This window comes from Nakamurella multipartita DSM 44233, assembly GCF_000024365.1.
Classification (GTDB): Bacteria; Actinomycetota; Actinomycetes; order Mycobacteriales; family Nakamurellaceae; genus Nakamurella; species Nakamurella multipartita.
Genome location: NC_013235.1, coordinates 5,984,674 through 6,009,668 on the forward strand (window position 1 = coordinate 5,984,674; position 24,995 = coordinate 6,009,668).

The 24,995-nt window shown below is 71.7% G+C and carries 22 protein-coding genes; 6 read left to right on the top strand and 16 right to left on the bottom strand.

Annotated features, from left to right (window positions below):
• Positions 1-69: 69 nt before the first annotated feature.
• The 3 genes from NAMU_RS26520 to deoC all read right to left on the bottom strand — a co-directional run bounded on the left by NAMU_RS26520 (position 70) and on the right by deoC (position 3,341).
• Positions 70-1,194: a sugar ABC transporter substrate-binding protein gene (locus NAMU_RS26520; RefSeq protein WP_015750412.1), complete on the bottom strand. Its 1,125-nt coding sequence runs from the start codon at positions 1,192-1,194 to the stop codon at positions 70-72.
• A 481-nt stretch (positions 1,195-1,675) separates the two neighbouring features.
• Entirely contained in the window at positions 1,676-2,500 is an 825-nt protein-coding gene (locus NAMU_RS26525) for a shikimate 5-dehydrogenase (RefSeq protein ID WP_015750413.1), read from the bottom strand.
• Between the two features lie 76 nt (positions 2,501-2,576).
• Complete coding sequence (gene deoC, locus NAMU_RS26530) at positions 2,577-3,341, bottom strand: deoxyribose-phosphate aldolase (protein ID WP_169312559.1); 765 nt, start codon at positions 3,339-3,341, stop codon at positions 2,577-2,579.
• Between the two features lie 175 nt (positions 3,342-3,516).
• Here deoC and NAMU_RS26535 point away from each other — a divergent pair, with 175 nt between their 5' ends.
• Positions 3,517-5,553 (top strand): MFS transporter, encoded by a 2,037-nt coding sequence (locus NAMU_RS26535; RefSeq protein ID WP_015750415.1) that lies wholly within the window; start codon positions 3,517-3,519, stop codon positions 5,551-5,553.
• Between the two features lie 3 nt (positions 5,554-5,556).
• Here the strand turns inward: NAMU_RS26535 and NAMU_RS26540 are convergent, their stop codons facing one another.
• Complete coding sequence (locus tag NAMU_RS26540) at positions 5,557-6,078, bottom strand: flavodoxin family protein (RefSeq protein WP_015750416.1); 522 nt, start codon at positions 6,076-6,078, stop codon at positions 5,557-5,559.
• A gap of 128 nt (positions 6,079-6,206) precedes the next feature.
• On the opposite strand from NAMU_RS26540, the gene pdxY reads away from it, so the two are divergent.
• Positions 6,207-7,079, top strand: a complete 873-nt coding sequence (gene pdxY / locus NAMU_RS26545) for a pyridoxal kinase PdxY (RefSeq protein WP_015750417.1) — start codon at positions 6,207-6,209, stop codon at positions 7,077-7,079.
• On the opposite strand, the gene NAMU_RS26550 is transcribed toward pdxY, so the two are convergent.
• From NAMU_RS26550 to NAMU_RS26565, 4 genes are read right to left on the bottom strand one after another with little or no spacing between them, the layout of a single operon-like run.
• Positions 7,076-7,690, bottom strand: a complete 615-nt coding sequence (locus tag NAMU_RS26550; protein WP_015750418.1) for an SRPBCC family protein — start codon at positions 7,688-7,690, stop codon at positions 7,076-7,078. The two genes, pdxY and NAMU_RS26550, sit on opposite strands and share 4 nt — an antisense overlap.
• On the bottom strand, positions 7,687-10,086 hold the full coding sequence (cutA, locus tag NAMU_RS26555; protein ID WP_015750419.1) for an aerobic carbon-monoxide dehydrogenase large subunit: 2,400 nt from the start codon (positions 10,084-10,086) through the stop codon (positions 7,687-7,689). The genes NAMU_RS26550 and cutA overlap by 4 nt, the downstream gene beginning before the upstream one ends.
• Positions 10,086-10,574: a (2Fe-2S)-binding protein gene (locus tag NAMU_RS26560; RefSeq protein ID WP_015750420.1), complete on the bottom strand. Its 489-nt coding sequence runs from the start codon at positions 10,572-10,574 to the stop codon at positions 10,086-10,088. Before NAMU_RS26560 ends, cutA begins: the two co-directional genes overlap by 1 nt.
• Positions 10,571-11,428 (bottom strand): FAD binding domain-containing protein, encoded by an 858-nt coding sequence (locus NAMU_RS26565; RefSeq protein ID WP_015750421.1) that lies wholly within the window; start codon positions 11,426-11,428, stop codon positions 10,571-10,573. Before NAMU_RS26565 ends, NAMU_RS26560 begins: the two co-directional genes overlap by 4 nt.
• 119 nt (positions 11,429-11,547) lie before the next feature.
• Between NAMU_RS26565 and NAMU_RS28765 the strand changes: the two genes are divergently transcribed.
• Complete coding sequence (locus NAMU_RS28765) at positions 11,548-14,562, top strand: bifunctional FdrA/YlbE family protein (protein WP_015750422.1); 3,015 nt, start codon at positions 11,548-11,550, stop codon at positions 14,560-14,562.
• A 24-nt stretch (positions 14,563-14,586) separates the two neighbouring features.
• Here NAMU_RS28765 and NAMU_RS26575 read toward each other — a convergent pair whose 3' ends face one another.
• On the bottom strand, positions 14,587-15,225 hold the full coding sequence (locus NAMU_RS26575; RefSeq protein ID WP_041369491.1) for an SIMPL domain-containing protein: 639 nt from the start codon (positions 15,223-15,225) through the stop codon (positions 14,587-14,589).
• A 151-nt stretch (positions 15,226-15,376) separates the two neighbouring features.
• Between NAMU_RS26575 and NAMU_RS26580 the strand changes: the two genes are divergently transcribed.
• A complete protein-coding gene (locus NAMU_RS26580; RefSeq protein WP_015750424.1) occupies positions 15,377-15,814 on the top strand; it encodes a hypothetical protein in 438 nt (145 codons plus the stop codon).
• Positions 15,815-15,955: 141 nt separating this feature from the next.
• On the opposite strand, the gene NAMU_RS26585 is transcribed toward NAMU_RS26580, so the two are convergent.
• From NAMU_RS26585 to dnaB, 3 genes are all read right to left on the bottom strand, one after another.
• Entirely contained in the window at positions 15,956-17,017 is a 1,062-nt protein-coding gene (locus tag NAMU_RS26585; RefSeq protein ID WP_083785983.1) for an IS30 family transposase, read from the bottom strand.
• 96 nt (positions 17,018-17,113) lie between these two features.
• Positions 17,114-17,539, bottom strand: a complete 426-nt coding sequence (locus tag NAMU_RS26590; RefSeq protein ID WP_015750426.1) for a VOC family protein — start codon at positions 17,537-17,539, stop codon at positions 17,114-17,116.
• A 19-nt stretch (positions 17,540-17,558) separates the two neighbouring features.
• Entirely contained in the window at positions 17,559-20,057 is a 2,499-nt protein-coding gene (gene dnaB, locus NAMU_RS26595) for a replicative DNA helicase (protein ID WP_015750427.1), read from the bottom strand.
• An 882-nt stretch (positions 20,058-20,939) separates the two neighbouring features.
• Here dnaB and NAMU_RS26600 point away from each other — a divergent pair.
• Positions 20,940-22,346, top strand: coding sequence for an amino acid permease (locus tag NAMU_RS26600; RefSeq protein ID WP_052308259.1), 1,407 nt, complete (start codon positions 20,940-20,942; stop codon positions 22,344-22,346).
• Entirely contained in the window at positions 22,343-23,305 is a 963-nt protein-coding gene (locus NAMU_RS26605; RefSeq protein ID WP_015750429.1) for a universal stress protein, read from the top strand. Before NAMU_RS26600 ends, NAMU_RS26605 begins: the two co-directional genes overlap by 4 nt.
• A gap of 66 nt (positions 23,306-23,371) precedes the next feature.
• On the opposite strand, the gene rplI is transcribed toward NAMU_RS26605, so the two are convergent.
• The 4 genes from rplI to rpsF are packed head-to-tail and all read right to left on the bottom strand — an operon-like array spanning position 23,372 to position 24,960.
• The gene (gene rplI / locus NAMU_RS26610) at positions 23,372-23,827 is read right to left on the bottom strand and encodes a 50S ribosomal protein L9 (protein WP_015750430.1); all 456 of its coding nucleotides are present in this window, start codon (positions 23,825-23,827) and stop codon (positions 23,372-23,374) included.
• Positions 23,828-23,846: 19 nt separating this feature from the next.
• Positions 23,847-24,083, bottom strand: a complete 237-nt coding sequence (rpsR, locus tag NAMU_RS26615) for a 30S ribosomal protein S18 (RefSeq protein WP_015750431.1) — start codon at positions 24,081-24,083, stop codon at positions 23,847-23,849.
• A gap of 59 nt (positions 24,084-24,142) precedes the next feature.
• Complete coding sequence (locus NAMU_RS26620) at positions 24,143-24,640, bottom strand: single-stranded DNA-binding protein (RefSeq protein WP_015750432.1); 498 nt, start codon at positions 24,638-24,640, stop codon at positions 24,143-24,145.
• An 11-nt stretch (positions 24,641-24,651) separates the two neighbouring features.
• A complete protein-coding gene (gene rpsF, locus NAMU_RS26625) occupies positions 24,652-24,960 on the bottom strand; it encodes a 30S ribosomal protein S6 (protein WP_015750433.1) in 309 nt (102 codons plus the stop codon).
• Positions 24,961-24,995: the final 35 nt, after the last annotated feature.

Sequence of the window (24,995 nt, forward strand, 5' to 3'; positions counted from 1 at the left end):
CATTGACTCGGGCTGCATTCCGGGCCCGGACGACGGCGTGTCGTCCGGGCCCGGAAAACTCTCAACCGGTCAGCTGATGCCCAGCTCGGTGCAGGCGGCGGCGTAGGCGCCGGTGCACAGTTCGGCGGCGGTGGTGCCGCCGGCCGTGACGACGTCCTTGACGTTCTCCTTGTAGATGGCCTCCGGGGTCTCCAGGATCGCGGCCACGTCCCGGTTGCCGGTGGTGTCCTTGACCGTGCCGGTGGTCTGCGGGGTCTGGCCCTGGGCCAGCGCGATGGCGACCTTGGCCAGCGCCGCGGCCTCCTTGTTGGTGTCCTTGAAGACCGTCATGCACTGGTCGCCGGCCAGGATGTTCTGCAGGCCCTGGACGGTGGCGTCCTGCCCGGTGACCGGGATCTGCAGGCCGTTCTTCTTGTTGATCGCGATGGCCGCGTTGCCCAGGCCGTCATTGGCCGCCAGCACGCCGTCGATCTTGCCGCCCTGCGCGGTGTACATCTGCTCGTAGATCACGCCGGCCTGCTGGTTGTCCCAGTCCGGCACGGCCTGCTCGGCGACCACGGTGTAGTTGGTCATCGGGTCGAGCACCGAGTGCGCGCCGGCCGAGAACGCGGTCGCGTTCGAGTCCGACGGCGAGCCGTTCAGGTAGACGATCTTCTTGTCGCCGCTGCCCAGGCACTTGGCCAGGCCGGTGCCCTGCAGCTTGCCGACCTCGGTGTTGTCGAACGAGACGTAGTAGTCCGCGCCGCCGCCGAGGGTCAGCCGGTCGTAGTCGATGGTCTGCACGCCCTGGCTGGCGGCCTTCTTCTCGATCGCCGCGCCGGACTCGTTGTCCAGGTTCACGATGGCCAGCACGGTCGCCCCGTTGGCGATCATCTGGTCGGCGATGGTGGCCATGGCCGCCTTGTCACCGTTGGCGTTCTGGATGTCGAACTCGACACCCGCAGCCTGGAAAGCCTTCTCCAGCGCCGGCCGGTCCTGGGTCTCCCAGCGAGCGGAGGACTTGGTGTCCGGCAGGATGACGCCGACCTTGCCGGTCGCGCCGCCGGCCGCCGAACCCGAGGCCGCCGCACTGGTGCCGCTCCCGGAGGCCGCCGCCGAGGTGGTGCCCGATGAGGAGGAGCTGGAGCCACAAGCGGCCAGCAGCAGCGCGCCGGCCGCCACCATTCCGACCATGACAGGGGACTTCAGACGCATGGACAATTTCCTCTCCGATGAGGACCGAACGGCCGGACGGCCGTCGGTGTACGCAGGTCAACCGACGAGGCGGTTGAACCGGATCACGCGCGCTACCGATCCGTTCAAATCACGCTAGTACGGTGGTCACACAAACTATGGAGCGCGACATGCCGTGTCAATGAACGCGATGGTCACGGTTTGGTAAGTGTCCCAACGAAGTCGCTCCGTCGACTCCCGGGCGAAGTGAACCACCGTGAACGCGGTCACCGGACCACCCGATCGGCGGATGGGAGCGATTCCACCATCCGGCGGTGTGCCCCGCACCACCGGCCACCCCAGCGACGATCCGCCGCCGTGACCAGCCCCGTCGACCCTGCGTGCGGCCGCGCCCGGCCGCGGCACCACCGGTCGTCGTGACAAGATCTGACCCGATCGGTCGGCGTCTCCCCGAATGGGTGAATTTCGCCCGAGAGGTCCGAATCGGGCCCCGCGGGGACCATCAGGCGCGGGAGAACTCCGACGCGCGCCGGATCTGCTCGTCGTCCGGCCGGATCCCGGTGTAGAGGGCGAACTGCTCGGCCGCCTGGGCGGCGATGATCTCCGCCCCGGTGATGGTGGGCTTGCCCGCTTCCTCCGCGGCCCGGATCAGGGGCGTCCGGGCCGGGAAGGCGATCACGTCGAACACGGTGTGCGCCTGGGCAATTGCCGCCCGGTCGAAGGACATCTCGTCCGACTGCGGACCGCCGGCCATCCCCACCGGCGTCACGTTCACCAGCAGTGGCGCCGTCCGGTCACCGGCGTCGGCGACCCAGTCGAACCCGTACTGGGCGGCCAGCGCCGGCCCGGTCCGGGCGTTGCGGGCGACGATGGTGCCGGTGCCCAGCCCGTGATCACGCAACGCCGCCGCCACCGCCTTGGCCATCCCACCGCTGCCGCGGAGCAAGAACTCGGTGCCCACCGGGATCTCGTGCCGGGCCAGCGCGGTGGCCACGGCCAGGTAGTCGGTGTTGTACCCGACGAGCCGGCCGTCGGTGTTGACGATGGTGTTCACCGAGTCGATCACCGCCGCCGACGGGTCCAGCTCGTCCAGCAGGGGGATGCATACCTCCTTGTACGGCATGGACACCCCGGCCCCGCGGATACCCAGCCCGCGGATACCGGCCACCGCAGCGGCGATGTCGGTCGGGGCGAACGCCTTGTAGACGAAATCGAGCCCCAACTCGTCGTAGAGGTAGTTGTGAAAACGCGTACCCAGGTTGCTGGGTCGCGCGGCGAGCGAGATGCACAGCGTGGTCTCGCGATTGAGCGTGTCGGTGGTGGGCACGTGTTCCTCCTGGCGTGGCGCGCGCGGCGGCGCCGAGTCCGGCCCGGGGGCGCCGGGTCGGGACGGGTTTGTCGGGCTAGTACGAGTTCCGGGGTCCGCCCGCGGTGCCCTTCTCGGTGACGATGGCGATGCCGGTGGAGGTGCCGATCAGGTCGGCGCCGGCGGCCAACAGGGCCCGGACCTGTTCGATCGTGCGGATCCCACCCGAGGCCTTGACCCCCATCGACGGCGGCACGCAGCGGCGCAGGTATCCGATGGACGCCGGATCGGCCACGCCCACCGAGAACCGGGAGGCGATCGCGACGAACGCGGCGCCGGCATCGATCGCGGCGCTCACCGCTCGTTCGCGCTGCCGCGCGTCGAGCAGGGGTAGCTCGAGCATGAGCTTGACGCCGATCGGGGCGGCCGCCCCGACCACGGCGGCCAGGTCGTCGGCGAACTCGGTGACCCGCCCCGAGAGCAGGAAGCCGACGTTGACCGTGGCGTCGAGCTCGTCGACCCCGGCGTCCACCAGCGCCCGCACCTCGGCCACCCGGACCGAGGTCTGCGCCGACCCGTGCGGGAAGTCGACGATCGAGCCGATCCGGGCCACCGTGCCCCGCAGCTCGCGGCGGGCCAGCGGCACCCAGCACGGCGGGACGATGGCGGCGTCGAAGCCGTGCTCGACGGTCTGCGCGACATGCTCACGAATCTGGCGGTCGGTGATCGCCTGACCGATCAGGGTGTGCTGAATCCGGCCGGCCAGCTGGGCCGGCGGCAGCACCAGCGCCGGATGGGTGGCGCCGGCGGGATCCGCCGGATCGGTCGGGTCGATCAGGTCGGTCGGGGAGTCGGGCCGCACGCGAGCCAGTCTGGCACCGGACCCGGCCGGCCGCAGGTTCGACGGTGTTCGCCCGGCCCGGGTTCGCCCGGCCCGGGGGGACCGCGGCCGCGCAGTGGCATGCTGCTGGATGGACCGGGTCCCGGTGGCCGCCCGGTCACCCGGCCGGGCAGCCGGCGTCGAGGAAGGTGGGCCGATGGTGACCGAACGGACGGACAACTCCTCCGGCCCCGATCTGGACACCGACCCGGGCCTCGATCCCGAGACCGGCCGCCGCCCCACCGTGGCCATCGTGGCCGTGCTGGCGTTGTGCGGCACCGCGGTGGCCCTGCAGCAGACGATGGTCGTCCCGTTGCTGCCCGAGTTCCCCACGATCCTGGGCGTCAGCGCCGACGACGCGTCCTGGCTGGTCACCGCCACCCTGCTGACCAGCGCGGTGGCCACCCCGGTGATGTCCCGGCTGGCCGACATGGTCGGCAAGCGGCTGATGATGCTCGTCTGCATGGTCGCGATGACGGCCGGATCCGTGCTCGCCGCGCTGTCCTCGGCCTTCCCGCTGGTCATCGCCGGGCGAGCGCTGCAGGGCTTTGCGGCCGCCCTCATCCCGATCGGCATCAGCATCATGCGCGACGAGCTGCCCCGGGAGCGGGTGAGTTCGGCGGTCGCCCTGATGAGCGCGACCCTGGGCATCGGCGGGGCGCTGGGCCTGCCGCTGGCCGGCATCGTCTCCGAGAGCCTGGGCTGGCACGCCAACTTCTGGCTGTCGGCGATCGTCGGGGTGATCCTGCTCGGCGCGATCCTGCTGGTGATCCCCGAGTCCCGGGTGCGTACCGGCGGCTCGTTCGACTACCTGGGTGCGGTGCTGCTCTCGATCGCCCTGACCGGCCTGCTGCTGGTGATCTCCAAGGGCAGCGCGTGGGGCTGGCGCAGCGAACCGGTGATCGTGCTGTTCCTCATCGCGGTCGGGGCGCTGAGCGCGTGGGTGCCGTTCGAGCTGCGCGTCGGGCAACCGCTGGTCGACCTGCGCACCTCGGCCCGGCGGCCGGTGCTGCTGACCAACATCGCCTCGGTGCTGCTGGGTTTCGCGATGTTCGCCAACCTGCTGCTGACCACCCAGGAACTGCAGATCCCCACCGTCACCGGGTACGGATTCGGCCTGCCGATCATCACCGCCGGCCTGCTGATGGTCCCGTCCGGGCTGGCCATGGTCATCTTCGCCCCGGTGTCCGGCGGGATGATCAACCGGTTCGGCGGCCGGATCACCCTGCTCACCGGTGGCCTGGTGATGGCCCTGGCCTACATCGCCCGGGTCTTCCTGTCCGGGAACCTGACCGCGGTCGTCATCGGCTCGACCCTGGTCAGCATCGGCACGGCCATCGCCTACGCGGCGATGCCGACCCTGATCATGGCGTCCGTGCCGATCACCGAGACGGCCAGCGCCAACGGGCTGAACACCCTGCTGCGGGCCATCGGCACCTCGACCTCCAGCGCCACCGTCGCGGCCATCCTGGGCACCGTCACCATCACCGTCGGCACGCTCACCGCGCCGTCCGCGCAGGCCTTCCAGGACGTGTTCTGGATCGCCGCGACCGCGGCCCTGCTGGGCTGCGTGGTGGCCTGGTTCATCCCCCGGCCGTCCGCGGCCGCGGCGAGCGGGCCGGCCGGGGAGCCGACCCCGATGCGGGTCGGGCCGGCGGTGAGCGCGGGCGACAGCAAGGACGTGGTGCTGCGCGGACGGATCCGCCGGCCGGACGGCGCCGTGCCGTATCCCGCGGTGGTCACCGTGGTCACCACCGACGGTGACCCGGTGGACTGGGGACGGGCCGACCACGACGGCCGGTACTCCATCGCCCTGCCCGGCCCGGGCCGGTACCTGGTGCTGGCCAACGCCCAGGGCTGGTCACCCAAGGCCCAGGTGATGACGTTCCGGCACCGAGCGGAGATGACCGGGCTGAGCGAGATCACGCTGACCGATCAGCTGACCCTGTCCGGTCAGGTGACCTGCGGGGCGGCGCCGGTGCCGCACGCGCTGGTCTCGCTGTCCGAGGCCGCCGGCGCGTCGGTGTGTTCGCTGACCGCCGACGAGCACGGCCACTGGTGCCTGCCGCTGCCGCCGCCCGGGCGGTACGTGGTGGCCGTGCTGGCCCGGGACTCGGGTGCGGCCGGGGCCCGCAAGGTCGTGCTGGACGCCCGGTCCGCCGTGGTCGACGTGAGCATCCCGGCGGCCGGCTGAGTGCTAGCTCACCCGGTGGATGGCCGCGTCGATGACCAGGTTCGCGGCCCATTCCCGGGCTCGCTCGCGCTCACCGTCGACCAGCGGGCCGAACGCGCCGTGCACGTGGAACGTGCGGCTGCCGATGATCGTGGCGCCGCGATCCCGCAGGCGCCGGGCCGCCGACCGGGCCGCCGAGCCGGGTAAGCGGGGCTTGTCGACCTTGGTGTCGAACGTGGCGGTCGGCTGGCCCTTGTCCAGCACCACCCGGTCCGCCCACTCCCGGACCCCCGTCCCGGTGGAAACCAGCGCCCCGTCATCCAACCGGCGGGCCGCATCGGCCCGGCTCTGCGGCTTGGGCAGGCTGAACGCGTGGGTCGGCGCCCCCGCCACCACCAGATCGAAGCGCCCGGTGAGCTCGGCCGGGGCGGCGTCGGCGTCGACGAGTTCGACGGTGGCCCCGCGGGCGGACAGTCCGTCGGCCATGGCCGCGGCCAGATCGCGGGTGTTGCCATACATCGATTCGTAGACGACCAGCGCGCGCATGCTCGTTCATCCCTTCGGGTCGGTGACGGGCCGCTCCCAGCCTGACCGGGATGACCCGCCGGCCGGCAGAGCCGAAGGTCCCGGAAGTCCGTTTCGCCTTCCCTGCCCGCCCGTGTCAGGCTGCCCGGATGCGCATCCTGTCCATTCAGTCGTCGGTCGCGTTCGGCCACGTCGGGAACTCCGCGGCGGTCTTTCCGCTGCAGCGCCTGGGCCACGAGGTGATCGCGGTCAACACGGTGCACTTTTCCAACCACACCGGCTACGGCGCCTGGCGCGGCCTGGTGATGGATCCGGCGGTGATCGCCGAGGTCATCGAGGGGGTGGCCGACCGGGACGCGTTGACCGGGGTCGACGCCGTGCTGACCGGTTACCAGGGCTCGCCCGGGGTGGCCGCGGTCGTGCTGGACACGGTCGCCCGGGTGCGGGCGCTCAATCCGGACGCCGTGTACTGCGCGGACCCGGTGATGGGGGACGTCGGGCGGGGCATGTTCGTGCTGCCCGGGGTGCCCGAGCTGATCCGGGAGCAGGTGGTGCCGGTGGCGGACGTGCTGACCCCCAACGCCTTCGAGCTGGCCTACCTGGCCTTCGGCGGCGACCCAGCCGCGGTCGACGTCGACCGGGTGGGGACGTTGGAGCAGCTGCTGGCCGCGGTGGACCTGGTCCGGGCGATGGGCCCGCGGACGGTGCTGGTCACCTCGGTGCTCGGGTCAGTGGTCGAAGCGGGCCAGATCGGCCTGCTCGCCGTCGACGACTCGGGCGCCTACCTGGTGCGGACGCCGGAGCTGCCGCTGTCGGTGAACGGCGCCGGCGACGTCACCGCCGCCCTGTTGCTGGCCCACCTGGATGCGGGGATCGCCACCGCGCTGGCCCGGGTCGCCTCGTCCGTGTACGGGGTGCTGGCCGCCACCCACCGGGCCGGATCGCGGGAGATCGCCCTGATCGCCGCCCAGGACATGATCGCCGACGCCCCGGGCGAGTTCGCGGTGGACAAGGTTCGTTAGCGGCGCCGGCGGCCGACCAGGACGCCGACCAGGACCCCGGCCAGCGCCGACACCGCCCCGACCGCGACGGCGCCGAGCAGGTCCCACCGCGGGGCCGCCGCGGGGGCGGCGACGGCCGGCCCCGGGGTGGGACCGGCCGCCCGGACCGGAACCGGCCCGGCCACGGCGACCGCAGTGGTGAACGTGCCGTCGATGGCGGTGAAGAACGCGTCCGCGGTTCGCTTGGCCACCGCGCCGAGCACCCGCTGGCCGACCCCGCCGACCATCCCCCCGACCACCGCGTCGGCGTCGTAGTCGACCCGGGTGCGCTGCTCGTCCAGCCCGGTGAGGGTGACCGCGACGGTGGTGTCGATGGTGCCGGGCGCGCCGGATCCGTTGGCCCGCAACGTGAGCGAGTGTGGAGCGGCCATGTCGGCGAACGACACCTCGCCGGTGTAGGAGCCCTTGATGGAGGCCACACCCAGGGTCACGCCGAGCCGGAAGCGGTCCGGGGCCAACGGGGTCAGGCCCTCGCACCCGGGGATGACGCCGGCCAGCACATCCGGATCGGTGATCGCCTGCCACACCTGTTCGAGCGATGCGTGCAGCACGGAACTGCCGGTGACCTTCATTGCGCGGGCCCCTCCCCGGATCGATCCTGCCGCAGGTGGAACAGCCGGCTCGGCGAGAGCGGCATGGATTCGATCCGGATGCCGGTGGCGTCCTCGACGGCGGCGGCCAGCACCGCGGACACCGGGATCACCCCGGCCTCGCCGGCCCCCTTGATGCCCAACGGGTTCAGCGGCGACGGGGTCTGCTGGTGGTCCAGCTCGAGCCGGGCCGGCAACTCGGTCACGTAGGGCATCAGGAAGTCCATGAAGGAGGCGTTGCGCAACTGCCCGTGCTCGTCGTAGTCCAGGGTCTCGTACAACGCCCCGGCGATGCCCTGGGCGACCCCGCCGTGCACCTGACCGCGGACGATCATCGGGTTGATCAGCGTGCCGCAGTCATGCACGACGCAGTACTTCTCTATGCTGATCTCGCTGGTCTCCGGGTCGATCTCGACGATGGCGGCGTGCATCCCGGAGGCGAAGGTGCAGCGGGGCGGCGAGAAGTAGTCCCGCGATTCCAGGCCGGGGGCCTCGCCTTCGGCCACCGGCGGCCGGTCCGGGTCGGCCGGCCGGGCGAATTGGGTGGCCGCCTTGGCCGCCTCGTCGAAGGCGTACCGCAGCGGGTTGGACAGCACGGCGACCTGGCCGAGCCCGATGCACGCCGTCGGGTTCCCGCGGACGGCGACGACGCCGTCGACGATCTCCAGGTCGTCCTCGCTGGCCTCCAGCGCGTCGGCGGCCACCCGCAGCGCCTTGGCCCGCACCGAACGGGCGGCCAGCGCCACCGCGGACCCGGACATCACCGCCGCCCGAGAGGCGAAGGTGCCGACCGCGTAGCCGAAGCGGCGGGTGTCGCCGGTGGTGACCCGCACCTGCTCGAACGGCACGCCCAGCTCGTCGGCGACGATCTGGGCGAACACCGTCTGGTGTCCCTGCCCCTGCGAGGTCAGACCGATGGCGACCTCGACGCTGCCGTCGGTGAGCACCTGCACGTGCGCGCCCTCGTACGGGCCGGGCCCGGTTCCTTCGACGTAGCACCCGATCCCGATGCCCAGCAGGTGGCCCTGGGCCTGGGCGGCGGCCTGGCGGTCGGCGAACCCGTCCCAGTCGACCAGGCGCTTGATCATCTCCAGCTGGGCCGGATAGTCACCCGAGTCGTAGATCAGCGGCCGGCCGTCCTGGAAGATCAGGCCCTGGTCGAACGGGAACTCGTCGGGCTGGATGAAGTTCGCGGCCCGCACGGCCGTCCGGTCCAGGCCCAGCGACTGCGCGATCCGGTCCATGGTGCGTTCCATGGCGAACGCGCCCTGCGGCCGGCCCGCCCCCCGGTAGGGGGTGACGATCACCGTGGTGGTGTACATCGAGTGGAAGTCGACCCGGTAGGCGCCCGGTTTGTACGGCCCGAGCAGCTGGGTGGAGGTCACGATGGGGCAGATGATCCCGTACGGGGTGTAGGCGCCGTTGTCGTGCCAGAAGGTCACGTCGAGCGCGAGAATCCGCCCCTGGTCGTCGAATCCGACGCTGATGTGCTGCTGCTGGCCCCGCTCGTGGGCCGAGGAGATGAAGTGCTCGCGCCGGTCCTCGGTCCACTTCACCGGACACTGCAGGCGGATGGCGGCCATCGGCACGAGGATCTCCTCGGGCCAGGGGTGCATGATCTTGACCCCGAACCCGCCGCCCACGTCCGGCGCGATGACCTCCACCTTGGGCAGCGGCAGGCCGAGCTTGGCCGCGATCGCGGCCCGCACCGAGGTGGCCGTCTGGGTCGCCGAGTAGACCCGCAGGCTGCCGTCGTCCGGGTCCCAGCGGGCGTGCACGGCCTTGCCCTCCAACGGCATCGAGCACGACCGGCTGATGTCCAGGTCGAAGTCGAGCCGGTGCGGGGCGGCGGCCATGGCCGTGTCGACGTCGCCGACCTGCTGGGTCAAGTGGGCGGCCACATTGTCCGGGACGTCCTCGTGCACGGCGTGCTCGGCGGCCCGGGCGGCGTCCAGACCGACCACCGCGGGCAGGATCTCGTAGTCGACGGCGATGCGGGCGACGGCGTCCTCGGCCAGGTAACGGTTCTGCGCGACGACCATGGCCACCGCCGCGCCGACGTGGTGCACCACCCCGTTGGCCAGCACGTACGCGGTCCGCCCGGCGTGCAGCGCGGGATGCGGGATGAGGATGGGTAACGGCTCGGCGGCCGCGCCGGACAGATCCTCGTAGGTGTAGATGGCGACGACGCCGTCCACGTCCAGCGCGCCGCTGACGTCGATGTCGCGGATCCGGGCGTGCGCGTGCGGGGACCGGACGAAGGCCGCCTCCAGGGTCCCGGTGTGCACGCCGATGTCGTCGGTGTAGCGGCCGTTGCCGGTCACCAGCCGGCGGTCCTCCACCCGCCGCACCGGGGCGCCCACGTACCGGCCGACCATCAGGATCGCTCCCGCCGCAGCTCGGCGGCCCGCAGGACCGCGTCCACGATGGCGTGATAACCGGTACACCGGCACAGGTTTCCGGCGATCATGGCCACCGCCTGGTCCCGGGTGGGGTCCGGATTCTCGGCCAGGCCGGCGGTGATGGTGGTCAGGAACCCGGGAGTGCAGAAACCGCACTGAAGGGCGTGACATTCACCGAACGCCTGTTGCTCCGGCGAGAGCTGCTCGCCCTCAGCCAGTCCCTCGACGGTGGTCACCTGATGACCGTGGACCGAGACGGCGAAGATCAGGCACGAGCGGACCGGCTCGCCGTCCAGCAGCACCGTGCAGGCGCCGCAGACCCCGTGCTCGCAGCCGACGTGGGTGCCGGTCAACCCCAGGTCGTGCCGCAGGTAGTCGCACAGGGTGCGCCGGGCGACGGCCGGCTGGGAGCGCCGGACGCCGTTGACGGTCAGGGTGATCGGGTGGGTCGGTTCGTCGCTCATGCCGCGCTCCGCTGCGGGCAGGCCGAGATCGCTTGCCGGGCCGCCCGCACCGTCAGCACGGCGGCCAGATGCCGCCGGTAGTCGGCGGTGGCGTGCAGATCGGTGACCGGGTCGACGCTGCGCCGGGCCAGCTCGGCCGCCTCCTGCGGATCGGCCTGCCAGGCCCGGGTCAGGTCGAGCACGAGGGGCACGTCGGCCACGCTCAGGTACCCGCAGCGCAACCCGGTCAGCTTGCCGTCGTCGACCTGGGCCACCGCGGCCACCCCGCACAGGGCGTAATCGCCGTTCCGGCGGGCGATCTCGACGAACGCGCTGCCGCTGCCGGCCGGTCGGGCCGGGAAGTGGGCGCTGACCGCCAGCTCGTCCGGGGCCAGCGCGCTGGTCAGCGGGCCGAGGAAGAAGTCGGCCGCGGCGATGGTCCGCGTGCCGGCGGCGGACCGGGCGGTGACCGTGCCGTCGCACAGGGCCAGCACCGCGGTCAGCTCGCCGGCCGGATCGGCGTGGGCCAGCGAGCCGACGCTGGTGCCGCGGTTGCGGATGGTCGGGTGAGCCACGTGCGCGAGGGCCTGGCGCAGCAGCGGCTGGACCCGGAACGCGTTCTCGTCACGCTCGACCCGACGGTGGCGGGCCAGCGCTGCGATCGTCACCCCGGCCGCGTCGGACCGCACCGCGTCGAGCTCGGTGACGCCGTTGATGTCGACCAGGTGGGCCGGCTGGGTCAGCCGCATCGCCAGCAACGGCACCAGGGACTGGCCGCCGGCCAGCACCTTGGCCTGCCCGTCGTGCTCCGCCAGCAGCGACACGGCCTCCGCGACGGTCCGCGGGCCATGCCACTGGAACGGGGCGGGCTTCATCCCCCGATCTTTCCCCAGCCCTCGCGGCGGCGCAGCCCCCGCCCCGTCCGGGGCCGTCGACAATGGTCCGATGCCGGCCCGCGGGCGAGCCGCCCCGGCCGCGATCCGAAGGAGGCACGATGACCGACGTCGAGCACGCTCCGGTCGAGCAGGTGCAGGTCCAGCGGGGCGTGTACCACGATTCGGTCAGCCTGCTGCGGGTCTCCCAGGCGGCCGCCGACGTCCCCGGGATCAGCGCGGCGCAGGTGGCCATGGCCACCGCCCTGAACCTCGACCGGGCCCAGGCCCTCGGCTTCGAGATCCCCGAGGACCTGACCGCCAACGACCTGGTGATCACCTTGCGGGCCACCGACGCTGCGGCGTTGGCCGCCGGATCCGCCGCCGTCGAGCAGGCCCTGGCCGTGCGCGCCCCGATCGCGACCGCCGGCGGCGAGGCCCCGGCCCGGACCGTCCGCGCGGCCGCCCGGGCCAACCCGGACGCCGGGGTGGTGCTGCTGTCCGTGCCCGGCCCGGCGGTGCTGGGGGAGGCGCTGGACGCCATCGAGGCCGGCCGGCACGTGATGATCTTCTCCGACAACGTCCCGGTGGCCGACGAGATCGCCATCAAGACGGCGGCGCGGGCGGCCGGGGTGCTGGCCATGGGGCCGGACTGCGGGACGACGTTGCTCGGTGGGATCGGGCTGGGGTTCGCCAACGTGCTGCGCGCCCATCCCGGCCCGCGGGTCGGCATCGTCGCGGCCTCCGGCACCGGGGCCCAGCACCTGATCGCGCTGCTCGACGACGCCGAGGTGGCCGTCTCGCACGTGCTGGGGGTCGGTGGACGGGACCTGTCGGCCGACGTCGGCGGTCTAAGTACCGGGGCGGCGCTGGCCGTGCTGGACGCCGATCCGGGCACCGATCACATCGTGCTGATCTCCAAGCCGGCCGATCGCACCGTCGCCGCCCGGATCCGGGCCGTCGCCGACCGGCTGACCACCCCGGTCAGCCTGCTGGTGATCGGGCCGGGCCAGGGTGATCTGACCGCGGGGGCGGAACGGGTGATCAGCGCCCTGGGCGCGCGGCCGCCGGTCTGGCCCCGCTGGGGGCGGGCCGCGCCGGCCGGTCGCCGCGGCGCGCTGCGCGGCCTGTACTCGGGGGGCACCCTGGCCGACGAAGCCATGCTGGTGCTGGCCGACCTGATCGGCGACGTCCGCTCCAACATCCCGCTGCGTCCCGAGTTGGCGCTGGCCCCCGCCGGGCCCGGCCGGGCCCGGCTGGCCGGGTCGGGGCACGCGGTGGTCGACCTGGGCGACGACGAGTTCACCGTCGGGCGGCCGCATCCGATGATCGACCCGACGCTGCGGCTGGCCCTGCTGGCCGAGCAGGCCGCCGACCCCGACGTCACCGTCGTGCTGCTGGACGTGGTCCTCGGGCATGCCGCCGACGCCGACCCGGCGGCCGGCCTGGCGCCGGCGATCCGGCATGCCCGCGCGGCCGCCGACGAGCAGGGCCGGGCGCTGGCGGTGGTGATCGCCCTGTGCGGCACCGCGGCCGATCCACAGGACCGCGAGCGCCAGGCTCGGGCCCTGGCCGGGGCCGGGGCGGCCGTGTTCGCCTCCAACGCGGCCGCGGCCCGGGCCGCCGCGGCGTTCGCCCGGCCCGGGGACCGGTCCGGCATTCCCGCGGGCGCCGTCCCGGCCACGGACGCCCCCACGGACGCCGACCCCGGGGAGCCGGCCGCGGCGCCGCCGGTCCGGTCCGATCTGCTGACCGCCCCGGCCGGGGTGATCTGCGCCGGGGTCGACCTGCTCGCCGACGCCCTGCGCGCGCAGGCCGTGCCGGTGGTCCCGGTGCAGTACCGGCCGGCCGCCGTGGCGGACGAGAGTGCCCTGCACGCGGTGCTCGCCGACCCCCGCCGGGCGGCGGCCAACGCCCATGCGACCCGGCGGATGCTCGATGTCCGGGCCGAGCTGGTCGCCGTCCGGCCGGCCCGGGAGGCGCTGGGTCTGCGACCCGGCGAGTTCGCCCACGCCGGCCCGCCGATCACCTTCGACCGGGCCTCCGGCCCGCTCCGGGGGGCGTTGATCGGGGCGATGCTGTTCGAGGGGCTGGCCGCCGACGCCGACGACGCGCAGGCCCGGCTGGCGGCCGGCGACGGCATCTCGCTGACCCCCTGTCACGACCGGCACGCGGTCGGACCGATGGCCGGAGTCATCTCGCCGTCGATGTGGCTGTTCGAGCTGGCCGACCGGGCAACCGGCGCCCGCGCCTTCTGCTCGCTGAACGAGGGCCTGGGCAAGGTGCTGCGCTACGGCGCGTACGGGCCGGAGGTGATCGACCGGTTGCGGTGGATGACCGGCGTCCTCGGGCCGGCGCTGGCCGCCTCCGTGCGCGCGACCGGCCCGGTCGACATCACCGCGATCATCGGCCAGATGATCCAGATGGGCGATGAGGGGCACAACCGCAACCGGGCCGGCACCCTGATGCTGCTTCGCGAGCTGATGCCGGCCCTGATCACTTCCGGGCTGCCTGCGAACGACGTCGCGCAGGTCGCCCGGTTCGTCTCAACCAACGACCACTTCTTCCTGAACCTGGTGATGCCCACCGGCAAGCTGATGGGCGACGCCGCCGCCGGGGTGCCGGGGAGCAGCATCGTGACCGCGATGTGCCGCAACGGGACCGACTTCGGCATCCGGGTCTCGGGCACCGGCGACGAATGGTTCACCGGACCCGCCCTGTATCCCGAGGGGCTGTTCCTGCCCGGGTTCGGACCCGACGACGCGAACCCGGACATCGGCGACTCGGCGATCACCGAGACGATGGGCATCGGCGGCATGGCGATGGCCACCGCGCCGGCGATCGTCCGCTTCGTCGGCGGGACGGTGCCGGATGCGCTGGCGGTCAGCCGCCGGATGTACGAGATCACCGAGGCGGAGAACCCGGCGTTCGCCATCCCGATCCTGGAGTTTCGCGGGGCGCCGACCGGGATCGACGTGACCCGGGTGCTGCGCACCGGCATCCTGCCGCAGATCAACACGGGGATGGCCGGGCGGGAGGCCGGCACCGGTCAGGTCGGGGCCGGGCTGGTCACCCCGCCGATGGACTGCTTCACCGCGGCCGTGCACGGGCTGGCCGCGCGGGTACCGGCCGGCTGACCGCACCCGCACCGGGCTGGTCGGTCAGTCCGCGAACTCGCGGAACAGGGTGATCGTGACGCCGACCTCGGCGTCCCCGGTGGCCGCCGGCATGCTCTCGGCGGCCACCGCCCGCATGGCCATCATCGGGCGCGGACCGCCGCCGGCCGGCCGCTCGTCGACCCAGCGCACCCGCCCCAACCGGCGGCCGGCCAGCGTGGCCAGTTGCTCGGCCTTGGCGGTGGCGTCGGCGAAGGCGGCGTCCCGGGCCTGGGTGAGCGCGTCCTGCGGATGACCGGGGGTGAGCGAGACACCCTCGATCCGCACGCCCTCGCCGCCAAGCCGGGCCACGTCGGTGAGCATCCGCTCGATGCCGTGCAGGCCGTCGCGCACCACGGTGAGCCGCTGCCCGGCCTGGTAGCCGACCAGCTGCTGCCGGTTGCCGTTGAAGTCGAACCTCGGACCGAGCGTCAGGTCGGACGTGCGGACCGACCGGGCGTCGACCCCGTCGTCGGCCAGGACGGCCAGCAACCGGGTCGCGGTCCCGGAGGCGACGGTCCAGGCGTCACCGGGTTCGGCACGCACCACCTCGACCGCCAGCGAGATCGTCACCCGGTCGACGGTGGCGGACGCCGTCCCGGATCCGACGACGGTGACGCCGTCGGGCTGCTCTGCGGAAGTCACCGACCCAGTGTGCACCGGCCCGCTCGGCCCGGCCGGGCCCGATCTGCTTGGACCAGGCCCGTAGCGGGAACCGACCATGGGCAGCCCACCTCCGGCGTGCGCCGCGGAGGCTGGGATGCTGCACGGGTTCCCACCAACAGGAGGTCCGATCATGGCCTTGGCCGCCAAACTTCGTCGCGCGCCGGTTCGCCTGGCCACCGGTGCCTACATCGTCAACTCCGGGGTCAACAAGCTCTCCGCGGACGGCGGGACCGCAGTGTTCCTGCACAACGCCGCCGCGAACACGTTCCCCGTGCTCAAGCGGCTCGAGCCGAAGCTGTTCACCAAGGTGCTGGCCGTCGGGGAGATCGCCGTCGGCGCCGCCCTGCTGCTGCCGGTGGTGCCGGCCGGCCTGGCCGGCCTGGCCCTGATCGGCTTCGGCGGCGCGCTGACCGCCGTCTACGTGCGCACCCCCGGGTGGCACGACCGGCACCTGCGGCCCACCGCCGAGGGCACCGCTCCGGCCAAGGACGTGTGGCTGGTCGGCGCTGGCGTCGGCCTGCTGCTCGACGCGGCACTGGCCGAGTCCCCCATCACCGCCACCGAGTAGGCCCGCCCGCACGTGGCTCCGGCCGGCCCCCGGCTGGGGGCTGTCTCCGGCCGGCTTGGGCTAGCTCCGGCCGGGTTCGCTGATCAAAGCCGCGCTCGCCCGGCCGATCTGTCCGTTTCGGCGCGGGAAAGATCCGGAATGTCAAGTGGTGGTTGCAACTGTCAACTCCTGCAGCACTTCTGCTGGGGTTCGGTACCCCAGGACCTTGCGGGGGCGGCTGTTGAGCAGGTCCGCGACGTGATCGAGTTCTTCCTGACTGATCGTGCGGAAGTCGGCGACGCCGCGGGGGAAGTAGTAGCGGATGAGCCGGTTGGTGTTCTCGTTCGTTCCGCGTTGCCAGGGGCTGTAAGGGTCGGCGAAGTACACCTTGATGCCCGTGGCGATGGTGAAGTCCACGTGCCGGGCCATCTCCTTGCCCCGATCCCAGGTGAGGCTGCGGTGCAGATCGGCGGGCAACGCGGTGATCTTCGAGGTCAACGATGCGTTGACCGCAGCTGCGGTGCGTCGTCCGCCGGGCAGGCCGCAGATCAGGGTGAACCGGGAGGCCCGTTCGACGACCGTAGCGATCGCCGAGGATTTGCCGACCCCGATCACCAGGTCACCCTCCCAGTGCCCAGGGACCCTGCGGTCATCGGCTTCGGCGGGGCGCTGCGTAATCGGGACGGCATCGGAGATTTTGCCTCGCAACGACTCCGGACGGTCGCGGGTACTTCGCCTGCTCCGTTCGATACGAGCCTCGGCCTGCAGCGCCAGCCGCAAACTGCCGCGGCCGCCGACGTACCACGCGTGATAGATCGTCTCGTGGGACACACGTAAGCCTGGCTCATCGGGATGCTCACGAGCCAACCGGCCCGCGATCTGCTGCGGTGACCACCCCCGCCGCAGATCCGAAACCACCCTTTCCCGTAGCGCGGTGCCCGGCGCGAGCTTGCGCGGCTTGGGTCGAGGAGCCCGCGCGCAGGACTGCGAATGAGCCGCATGCGGCCGATACCCGTACGGCGAGGGAAGGCTGTTGCGCTTGATCTCGCGACAGATCGTTGACCGATGCCGGCCAAGCTGGCGACCGATCGCCGCCGCCGTCGCGCCGGCCAACAACAGATCGGCCAGCACGATCCGCTCCTCCACCGTCAACCGAGCACCCGGCACAAGATCACTCTCCCCAGCTGTCACACCGACGTTGCAACAGATACTGGAACCCACCATCAGCGAACCCCCAAAGCGGCGCGGCTTTGGTCCGCTCAGCCAGCGGCCGGGGACAGCAAAAAGCAGACCGGGACGGGAGCCGGGGAGCCGCGGAGCTCAGACGGGCAGGTCGAGCGACCCGTCCTCGGCGAGCGGGAAGAACGGGTTCCAGGCGACTTCCCAGAGGTGGCCGTCGGGGTCGGCGAAATAGCCGTTGTGGCCGCCCCAGAACACGTCGTGGGCGGGCGTGACGATCCGCCCGCCGGCTGCTTCGGCCGCGGCCAGCACGGTCGCCACGTCGCTCCGGTCGCGCACGTTGTGGGCGATGGTGACGCCGCGAAAGCCCTCCCCCGCGGCGGGGACGCCGGCGTCCTCGGCCAGCTCGTCCCAGCCGAAGAGCCCGAGGACGACCCCGCCGGCGCGGAAAAAGGCCACGGACTCGTTGCCCGACGACGACGCGACGAACCCAAGCGCCTCGTAGAACGCCTGGGCCCTGGCCAGGTCGCGGGTGGCCAGGGTGATCAGGCTGATCCGGGGTTCCACGGTGGTCCCTTCTTGCCGGCTACCCGGCCAGGTCGGCGAAGCGCGAGTAGTGCAGCTGGTGGGCGACCGCGATGGTGGTGGTGGGGCCGTTGCGGTGCTTGGCGATGATCAGGTCGGCCTCGCCGGCCCGCGGGTCGTCGGCCTCCCAGGCGTCGGGCCGGTGCACCAGGATGACCATGTCGGCGTCCTGCTCGAGCGAGCCGGACTCACGCAGGTCGGAAAGCATCGGCCGCTTGTCGGTCCGCTGTTCGGGACCTCGGTTGAGCTGGCTGATCGCGATCACCGGCACCTCGAGCTCCTTGGCCAGCAGCTTCATCTGCCGGGAGAACTCGCTGACCTCCTGCTGGCGGGACTCGACCCGCTTGCCGCTGGTCATCAGCTGCAGGTAGTCCAGGATGACCAGCTTGAGGTCGTGCCGCTGCTTGAGCCGCCGCGCCTTGGCCCGGATCTCCATCATCGTCATGTTCGGCGAGTCGTCGATGTACAGCGGCGCGTCGGAGATCTCCGACATCCGGCGGACGATCTTCTGCCAGTCCTGCTCGTTCATCGTGCCGGCCCGCATGTGGGACAGGCGGATCCCGGCCTCGGCCGACAGCAGCCGCATGGTGATCTCGTTCTTGCTCATTTCCAGCGAGAAGATCGCCGACGTGAGGTGGTGCTTGACCGATGCGTGCCGGGCCACGTCCAGCGCCAGAGTGGAGTTGTGCGTCGGGATCATCGCCCGACCGGCTAGGTAGAGATGATCGTGATTGTCGACCTGCACGCAACGGACCGGCACACTCGGCACTGGTCGCACGTCGACGACGAAGTGGGTCTCGTGGTCACGGTGCCACCGGGCATCGGTGGAGCAGACCTTGCGGGGCAGGCGGGCCAGGCCGGTGCGCGACCGGACCGCGATCTCCCACACGGGCGGTCGTGGGTGACCTTCATGGCTCAGGTACCTCCGTTGCATCGTCGTGGCGCACCCTTGCGCCGACAGCAGCTCGCGGATCCCGTGGGCGAGTTCGATGGTGCTGGTGCTCCAGCGGTACCGGCCGTGCCGGTCGACGTCGCCGGCGCAGTCCATCAGTCCCTGCACGAGCGCGAGCCGCTGCTCGGCCGACCCGCGCAGGTAGGCCGAGGGCACCCGCAGCCGACGGTGCAGATCCAGTTCCAGCCAGCCGTCCTCGAGCCCGTCCAGCTCGAACCGATCCGCGCGAGCGCCGACCAGGACGTGGCAGCCCAGGCGGTCGAACTCCTTCATCACCCATTCGCGGTCGCTGGCCGCGCAGTGGACCACTCGAGGCGCGACCCCACCGTCGCTCTCCTGGTCGGCGCCCCGGTCGGCGCCCCGGTCGGCGCCCCGGTCGGCGCCCCGATCTGCACAGCCGAGCAGGAAGCCCAACACCCACGGATCCAGCGGCAGCGACTGGTCGACCGCGACTAGCGGGGCACAGGTGGGGATGGCGTGATTGAACAGCGACCCGCGGTAGACGCTGTCGGCCAGCTCGGCCGTCGTCCGCGGGCTGGGGCCGTCGCCGCCGGCGATGCGGGCGGTCGCCGGCCAGCCGAACCGGCCACCGCGCACCGTTTCCAGCTCGTCGCGTTGGGCCGCGTCCCAGGTCCGCCACTGGTGCTCGGCGTCGGCGACGATCACCTCGCCGTCGGAGAACTCGACCTCGAAGCAGGGCCGGTCGGTGAGCACGTCGGTGACGGCCAGCACCATGGTGGGCCGCCCGTCGGCGCCGATGAGCTGGTCGCCGACGGCGACCTGGCCCATCGTGGTCCAGCCGGTCGGGGTGACCAGCGGGGTGTCCAGGGCCAGCGCCTTGCCGATGCCCGGACGGGCCGCGACGATGATCATCTGCCCGGGGTGCAGACCGTTGGTCAGGCTGTCCAGATCGGCGAACCCGGTCGGCACGCCCTTGGACTGGCCGCCCTGGGCGGCGATCGCGTCGATCTCGTCCATGGTCGGCTGCAGCAGCTCTTCCAGGACGACGTAGTCCTCGGAGGTGCGCCGCTCGGTGACGTCGTACAGCTCGGCCTGGGCCCGGTCGACGATCTCGTCGACCTCGCCGCCGCCCATCTCGCCGTCGTTGCCGCCGTACCCGAGCTGCACGATCCGGGTCCCGGCCTCGACCAGCCGGCGCAGGATCGCCTTCTCGGCCACGATCTGGGCGTAGAACGCGGCGTTGGCCGCGGTGGGCACGGTCGCCATCAACGTGTGCAGGTAGACCGCGCCGCCGATGCGGCCCAGCGACCCGGACTTGTCCAGCTCGGCCGCCACGGTGACGGTGTCCGCCGGCTCGCCCCGCGAGTACAGGTCCAGGATCGCGTCGAAGATCAGGGCATGGGCCGGCCGGTAGAAGTCCGCGGAGGTCAGGGCCTCCAGCACGTCCGCGACCGCATCCTTGGACATCAGCATGCCGCCGAGCACGGACTGCTCGGCCGCCTGGTCCTGCGGAGGCTGCCGATCGAAACCCGGCGGAGGTGGGGTGCGCACCGGTCCTTCGGACCACCGCTGATCGACCACCGCCATGCGAGTGTCCCCTCCCGTTCCGACGTGTTCGGATCCGACGCCAGGTGACCGCGGTGCGTTGGCCCCGCGTAACCCCCATCGATCGGACATGTGTTCTGTCTACCGAAGGGGTCGGACAGTGCGTGCAGCACTGGTCGCGGCGATCGTCATTGATCACGCAGCGTGATGAATTTGGCCAGCCCGGGCGGGAACGGGGTTCCGGTCCCACCGAGCTCATGAGCACGCTAGGGCCATCCACCGGCCGGAACCAAACCGGCTTGTGCACAACGTGGGGACAGGATGTGGGCAACTGCCCGCGGCGCGCCGCAGCTATCCCCGTTCCCTGTGGACAACCTGGGGAAAACTCCGCCATTTTATGCCATCGCTGCAGGTCACAGGGATGTGGACGAGTGGAGATCTGTGGACAACCAAAAGGTCCGCAGACTCGGCGTGGCGTCCTCGGCGTGTTGCGTTCGTCCGGCCGTGCATCGGCCGTCACTGAGTCGTGACCGTTTCGTAACCGAACGGGTCCCCGCACGGTCCACCCCGTCGGCATCCCACCCCGGCCCGGTGACCGGAGGCGACCATCGATCGACCCGTCCCGCCCCCCATTACCGACAGTGACTTTTTTCGAGTGTGGCGCGGCGGACCTGATCTCGCTGCGTCACGATCGTGGTTCGGCCGTGTTTCGACATGACCGAAGCGCTTGACCCACCTGATGGGGCGTGATTGGTTTCCGGCGACCCGCGACGCGGCGCCGACAGGCGTGACGGCCAGCGGTCGGTCGGCGACGGGGGGCACACGGTGAGCAGCGCAGCACCACATCCAGGAGCATCGGGTTCAGGAGCAGGACCGGGCGCCGGGTTGAGCACCCAGCTGTTCCGGCGCAAGCCGGTCAATCACATGCGGGCCGGCGCGGCGCACGGCCCCGAGCTCAAGCGGACCATCGGCACGTTCCAGCTGACCATGTTCGGGGTCGGCGCCACGGTCGGCACCGGCATCTTCTTCGTGCTCTCCGAGGCGGTGCCCAAGTCCGGCCCGTCGGTGATCATCTCGTTCCTGGTCGCCGGCCTGGCCGCCGGTCTGGCGGCCATCTGTTACGCGGAGCTGGCCTCGGCGATCCCCGTCTCCGGCTCGACCTATTCCTACGCCTATGCGGCGCTGGGCGAGGTCGTCGCGATGGGGGTGGCGGCGTGCCTGCTGCTGGAGTACGGGGTGTCCACCGCCGCCGTGGCGGTCGGCTGGAGCCAGTACCTGAACAAGCTCATGGACAACGTGATCGGCGTCCACCTGCCCGATTCGCTCTCGCACGCGCCGTGGGACGACAGCCCGGGCGTGCTCAACCTGCCGGCCGTCATCCTGATCGCGCTCTGCGCGCTGTTGCTGATCCGGGGGGCCAGCGAGTCCGCCGCGGTCAACACCGTCATGGTCATCATCAAGCTGTCCGTGCTGGGCATGTTCATCGTCATCGGCTTCACCGCGTTCGACTCGGGCAACCTGAGCGACTTCGCCCCGTTCGGCGTCTCCGGGATCGGCGCGGCGGCCGGCACGATCTTCTTCTCCTTCATCGGCCTGGACGCGGTGTCCACCGCCGGCGAGGAGGTCAAGGATCCGCAACGCACGATGCCGCGGGCGATCATCTTCGCCCTGCTGACCGTGGTCACCATCTACGTGCTGGTCGCCCTGGCCGCTCTCGCCGCTCAGCCCTGGCAGCAGTTCGAGGGCCAAGAGGCCGGTCTCGCCCAGATCCTGGAGACCATCGTCGGCAGTCCCTGGCCGGGCACGGTGCTGGCCGCCGGGGCGGTCATCTCGATCTTCTCGGTCACCCTGGTCACCATGTACGGGCAGACCCGCATCCTGTTCGCCATGGGCCGCGACGGCATGCTGCCCAGGCAGTTCGCCCAGGTCAACCCGCGCAGCCAGACCCCGGTGTTCAACACCGTCGTGGTGGCCGTGGTGGTCGCGATCCTGGCCGCGCTGGTGCCGCTGGACAAGCTCGCCGATCTGGTCTCCATCGGCACCCTGGTCGCGTTCATCGTGGTCTCGCTGGGTGTGATCATCCTGCGCCGAACGCGGCCCGACATCCCCCGCGGCTTCAAGGTGCCCGGCTACCCGGTCACCCCGGTGCTGTCCGTGCTGGCCTGCCTGTACGTGCTGTCGGGGCTGTCCTGGGTCACCTGGGCCTGGTTCCTGCTGTGGCTGGCGATCGTGCTCACCTTCTACTTCTTCTGGGGCCGCCGGCACTCCGAGCTCAACGCCGGGGCCACCGTGGTCGACCCCGATGCGCCGACCCAGGACGACGCCCGATGACGATCGTCGTCGGCTTCAGCCCGCACAAGGGCGGCCGGGACGCCCTGGAACTGGCCGTGCTGCTGGCCCGGTCGGGCCGGCCCGAGCCGGTGGTCGTCACCACCGTCACACCCCAGCACTGGACCACCCCGTCGATGGCCAAGGTGGATGCCGAGTTCCAAGCCTGGGCCACCGCCCAGGGCGAGGCCGCCCTGGACCAGGCCCGGCAGTTCATGGCGGCCAAGGCGCCGGAGTTGTCGGTCTCCTACGGCCAGGTGGCCGGGCGGTCCGTCCCCGCCGCGCTGTCCCGCTCGTGCGCGGACGCCGAGGGCGACCTGCTGGTGCTGGGCTCCTCCCGGGACGGCCGGTCCGGGCAGGTCGTGCTGGGGTCGACCTCCGAACCGTTGCTGCATTCCTCGCCGCTGCCGGTGGCCATCGCGCCCCGCGGGTACCGGGCCCACTGCACCGCGATCAGCCGGATGAGCTGCTCGTACTCGGGCACCGAGGAGTCCGGCGATCTGCTGCTGGCGGTGGCCGGGATGAGCCGGCGGATCGGCGGGGCCCTGCGGGTGGTGACCTTCGGCGTGCGTGGACGCACCATGTACCCACCGGAGGTGGGGCTGGGCGCCGAGGACATGGTGCTGAGCCAGTGGACCGAGCAGGTCCGCCAGTTCCAGCGGGCGGCGCTGGACCGCCTGAGCGAGTTGGCCCTGCTGCCCGCGTCGGCCTCCGCGGAGATCGCGACCGGTTCGGACTGGGCCGACGTGATGGACGAGCTGGAGTGGGAGCCGGGCGAGGTCCTGGTGGTCGGCTCGTCGCCGCTGGGCACTCTGGCCCGGGTGTTCGTGGGCTCCCGGGCGACCAAGATCATCCGGTACTCGCCGGTGCCGGTGGTGGTCGTGCCGGCCGCCGTGGCCAGCAAGGTGGCCGAGGATCTGGACCCGAGCCCGGACCCGAATCCGCACCCCGACCCGAACTGAGGGCCCACACACGACGACGGCCGGCCCCGGAGTCCGGGACCGGCCGTCGGCCGTGCAGTGATTCGGTCAGCCGGCGGTGATCCGGACGACCAGTTCGGCGGTGACGCCGGGGTGCAGCTTGACGGCGACCTTGTGCGCGCCGACGGTCTTGATGTGACCGTTGGTGTCGATGGTCCGGCGGTCGAGCACCGGACCGCCGACCGAGCGCACCTTGTCGGCGATCTCGACGGCGGTGATGGAGCCGAACAGTTTGGTGCCGTCACCGGTGGTGCGGGCGGCGATGGTCAGCTTCTCGCCCAGCGCCTCCAGAGCCTGCTTGACCTCGTTGGCGTGCTCGACGCCGCGGATCTCACGGGCCAGCTGCGCGCGCTGGATGGTGGCAACCTGCTTCTGCGCACCCTTGGTGGCCACGATGGCCTTGCCCTGGGGCAGCAGGTAGTTGCGGCCGTAGCCGTCGCGAACCTCGACGGTGTCGCCGGGGGCACCCAGGCCGGGCACGTCCGCGGTCAGAATGAGCTTCATGATGCGTCGTCCTTCCTGGCTAGCGGGCGGTGGAGGTGTACGGCAGCAGAGCGACCTCGCGGGCGTTCTTGACCGCGGTCGCGATATCGCGCTGGTGCTGGGTGCAGTTGCCGGTGACCCGACGGGCCCGGATCTTGCCGCGGTCGGAGATGAACCGGCGCAGCAGGGTGGTGTCCTTGTAGTCGATCGGCTGCGCGTTCTCCTTGCAGAACGCGCACACCTTCTTCTTGGGCTTGCGGATGGGGGGCTTGGCCATGGGAATGTCTCCGTGGGTACGTGAGCGTCAAAAAGATCGGAAAGGGTGACGACGAGCCGTTAGAAGGGCGGTTCGTCCGAGTAGCCGGACGACGAACCGGCCGGCGGGGCCGAACCCCACGGGTCGTCGTTCTGCGCGGCCGGACGAGACCCACCGCCGGAGCCGTAACCGCCTCCGCCGCCGCCGTCCGAGCGCTGCGCCCGGTTGACCTTGGCGGTCGCGTACCGCAGCGAGGGGCCGATCTCGTCGACCTCCAGCTCGATGACGGTGCGCTTCTCGCCTTCCTTGGTCTCGAACGAGCGCTGCTTGAGCCGGCCCGAGACGATGACCCGGGCACCCCGGGTGAGCGACTCGGCCACGTTCTCAGCGGGCTGGCGCCAGATGTTGCAGCGCAGGAACAGCGCCTCGCCGTCCTTCCACTCGCCGGAGGCCCGGTCGAAGGTGCGCGGGGTGGACGCCACGGTGAAGTTCGCGACGGCCGCACCGGAGGCGGTGAAGCGCAGTTCCGGATCGGCGGTCAGGTTGCCGATCACGGTCATGATGGTGTCGCCGGCCATGTGATCTCCCCTTACTTGGCGTCAGGGCGGATGATCTTGGTGCGGAGCACGGACTCGTTCAGGTTCAGCTGACGGTCCAACTCGGTCACCACGGCGGACGGGCAGGTCACCTTGATGACCGCGTAGATGCCTTCCGGGTTCTTCTTGATCTCGAACGCCAAGCGGCGCTTGCCCCAGATATCGACGTTCTCCACGGAACCGCCACCCTGGCGGATGACGTTGAGGAACGTGTCGATGGACGGTGCCACCGTCCGCTCGTCGAGGTTGGGGTCGAGGATGAGCAGCAGCTCGTAGTGACGATGAGCAGTCGAAACGCTCATGTGCACCTCCTATGGGCTAGGTCGGCCGCGGTCGG

Excerpts from the sequence above, each read along its gene's own strand:
- pdxY (WP_015750417.1), top strand. The coding sequence starts at position 6,207 with ATGCGCATCCTGTCCATTCAGTCGTCGGTCGCGTTCGGCCACGTCGGG.
- dnaB (WP_015750427.1), bottom strand. The coding sequence starts at position 20,057 with ATGGCGGTGGTCGATCAGCGGTGGTCCGAAGGACCGGTGCGCACCCCA.
- rplI (WP_015750430.1), bottom strand. The coding sequence starts at position 23,827 with ATGAAGCTCATTCTGACCGCGGACGTGCCCGGCCTGGGTGCCCCCGGC.
- NAMU_RS28765 (WP_015750422.1), top strand. The coding sequence starts at position 11,548 with ATGACCGACGTCGAGCACGCTCCGGTCGAGCAGGTGCAGGTCCAGCGG.
- rpsF (WP_015750433.1), bottom strand. The coding sequence starts at position 24,960 with ATGAGCGTTTCGACTGCTCATCGTCACTACGAGCTGCTGCTCATCCTC.
- NAMU_RS26520 (WP_015750412.1), bottom strand. The coding sequence starts at position 1,194 with ATGCGTCTGAAGTCCCCTGTCATGGTCGGAATGGTGGCGGCCGGCGCG.
- NAMU_RS26565 (WP_015750421.1), bottom strand. The coding sequence starts at position 11,428 with ATGAAGCCCGCCCCGTTCCAGTGGCATGGCCCGCGGACCGTCGCGGAG.
- cutA (WP_015750419.1), bottom strand. The coding sequence starts at position 10,086 with ATGGTCGGCCGGTACGTGGGCGCCCCGGTGCGGCGGGTGGAGGACCGC.
- NAMU_RS26535 (WP_015750415.1), top strand. The coding sequence starts at position 3,517 with ATGGTGACCGAACGGACGGACAACTCCTCCGGCCCCGATCTGGACACC.
- NAMU_RS26605 (WP_015750429.1), top strand. The coding sequence starts at position 22,343 with ATGACGATCGTCGTCGGCTTCAGCCCGCACAAGGGCGGCCGGGACGCC.
- NAMU_RS26560 (WP_015750420.1), bottom strand. The coding sequence starts at position 10,574 with ATGAGCGACGAACCGACCCACCCGATCACCCTGACCGTCAACGGCGTC.
- NAMU_RS26540 (WP_015750416.1), bottom strand. The coding sequence starts at position 6,078 with ATGCGCGCGCTGGTCGTCTACGAATCGATGTATGGCAACACCCGCGAT.
- NAMU_RS26600 (WP_052308259.1), top strand. The coding sequence starts at position 20,940 with ATGCGGGCCGGCGCGGCGCACGGCCCCGAGCTCAAGCGGACCATCGGC.
- rpsR (WP_015750431.1), bottom strand. The coding sequence starts at position 24,083 with ATGGCCAAGCCCCCCATCCGCAAGCCCAAGAAGAAGGTGTGCGCGTTC.
- NAMU_RS26550 (WP_015750418.1), bottom strand. The coding sequence starts at position 7,690 with ATGAAGGTCACCGGCAGTTCCGTGCTGCACGCATCGCTCGAACAGGTG.
- NAMU_RS26585 (WP_083785983.1), bottom strand. The coding sequence starts at position 17,017 with ATGGTGGGTTCCAGTATCTGTTGCAACGTCGGTGTGACAGCTGGGGAG.
- NAMU_RS26620 (WP_015750432.1), bottom strand. The coding sequence starts at position 24,640 with ATGGCCGGCGACACCATCATGACCGTGATCGGCAACCTGACCGCCGAT.
- NAMU_RS26580 (WP_015750424.1), top strand. The coding sequence starts at position 15,377 with ATGGCCTTGGCCGCCAAACTTCGTCGCGCGCCGGTTCGCCTGGCCACC.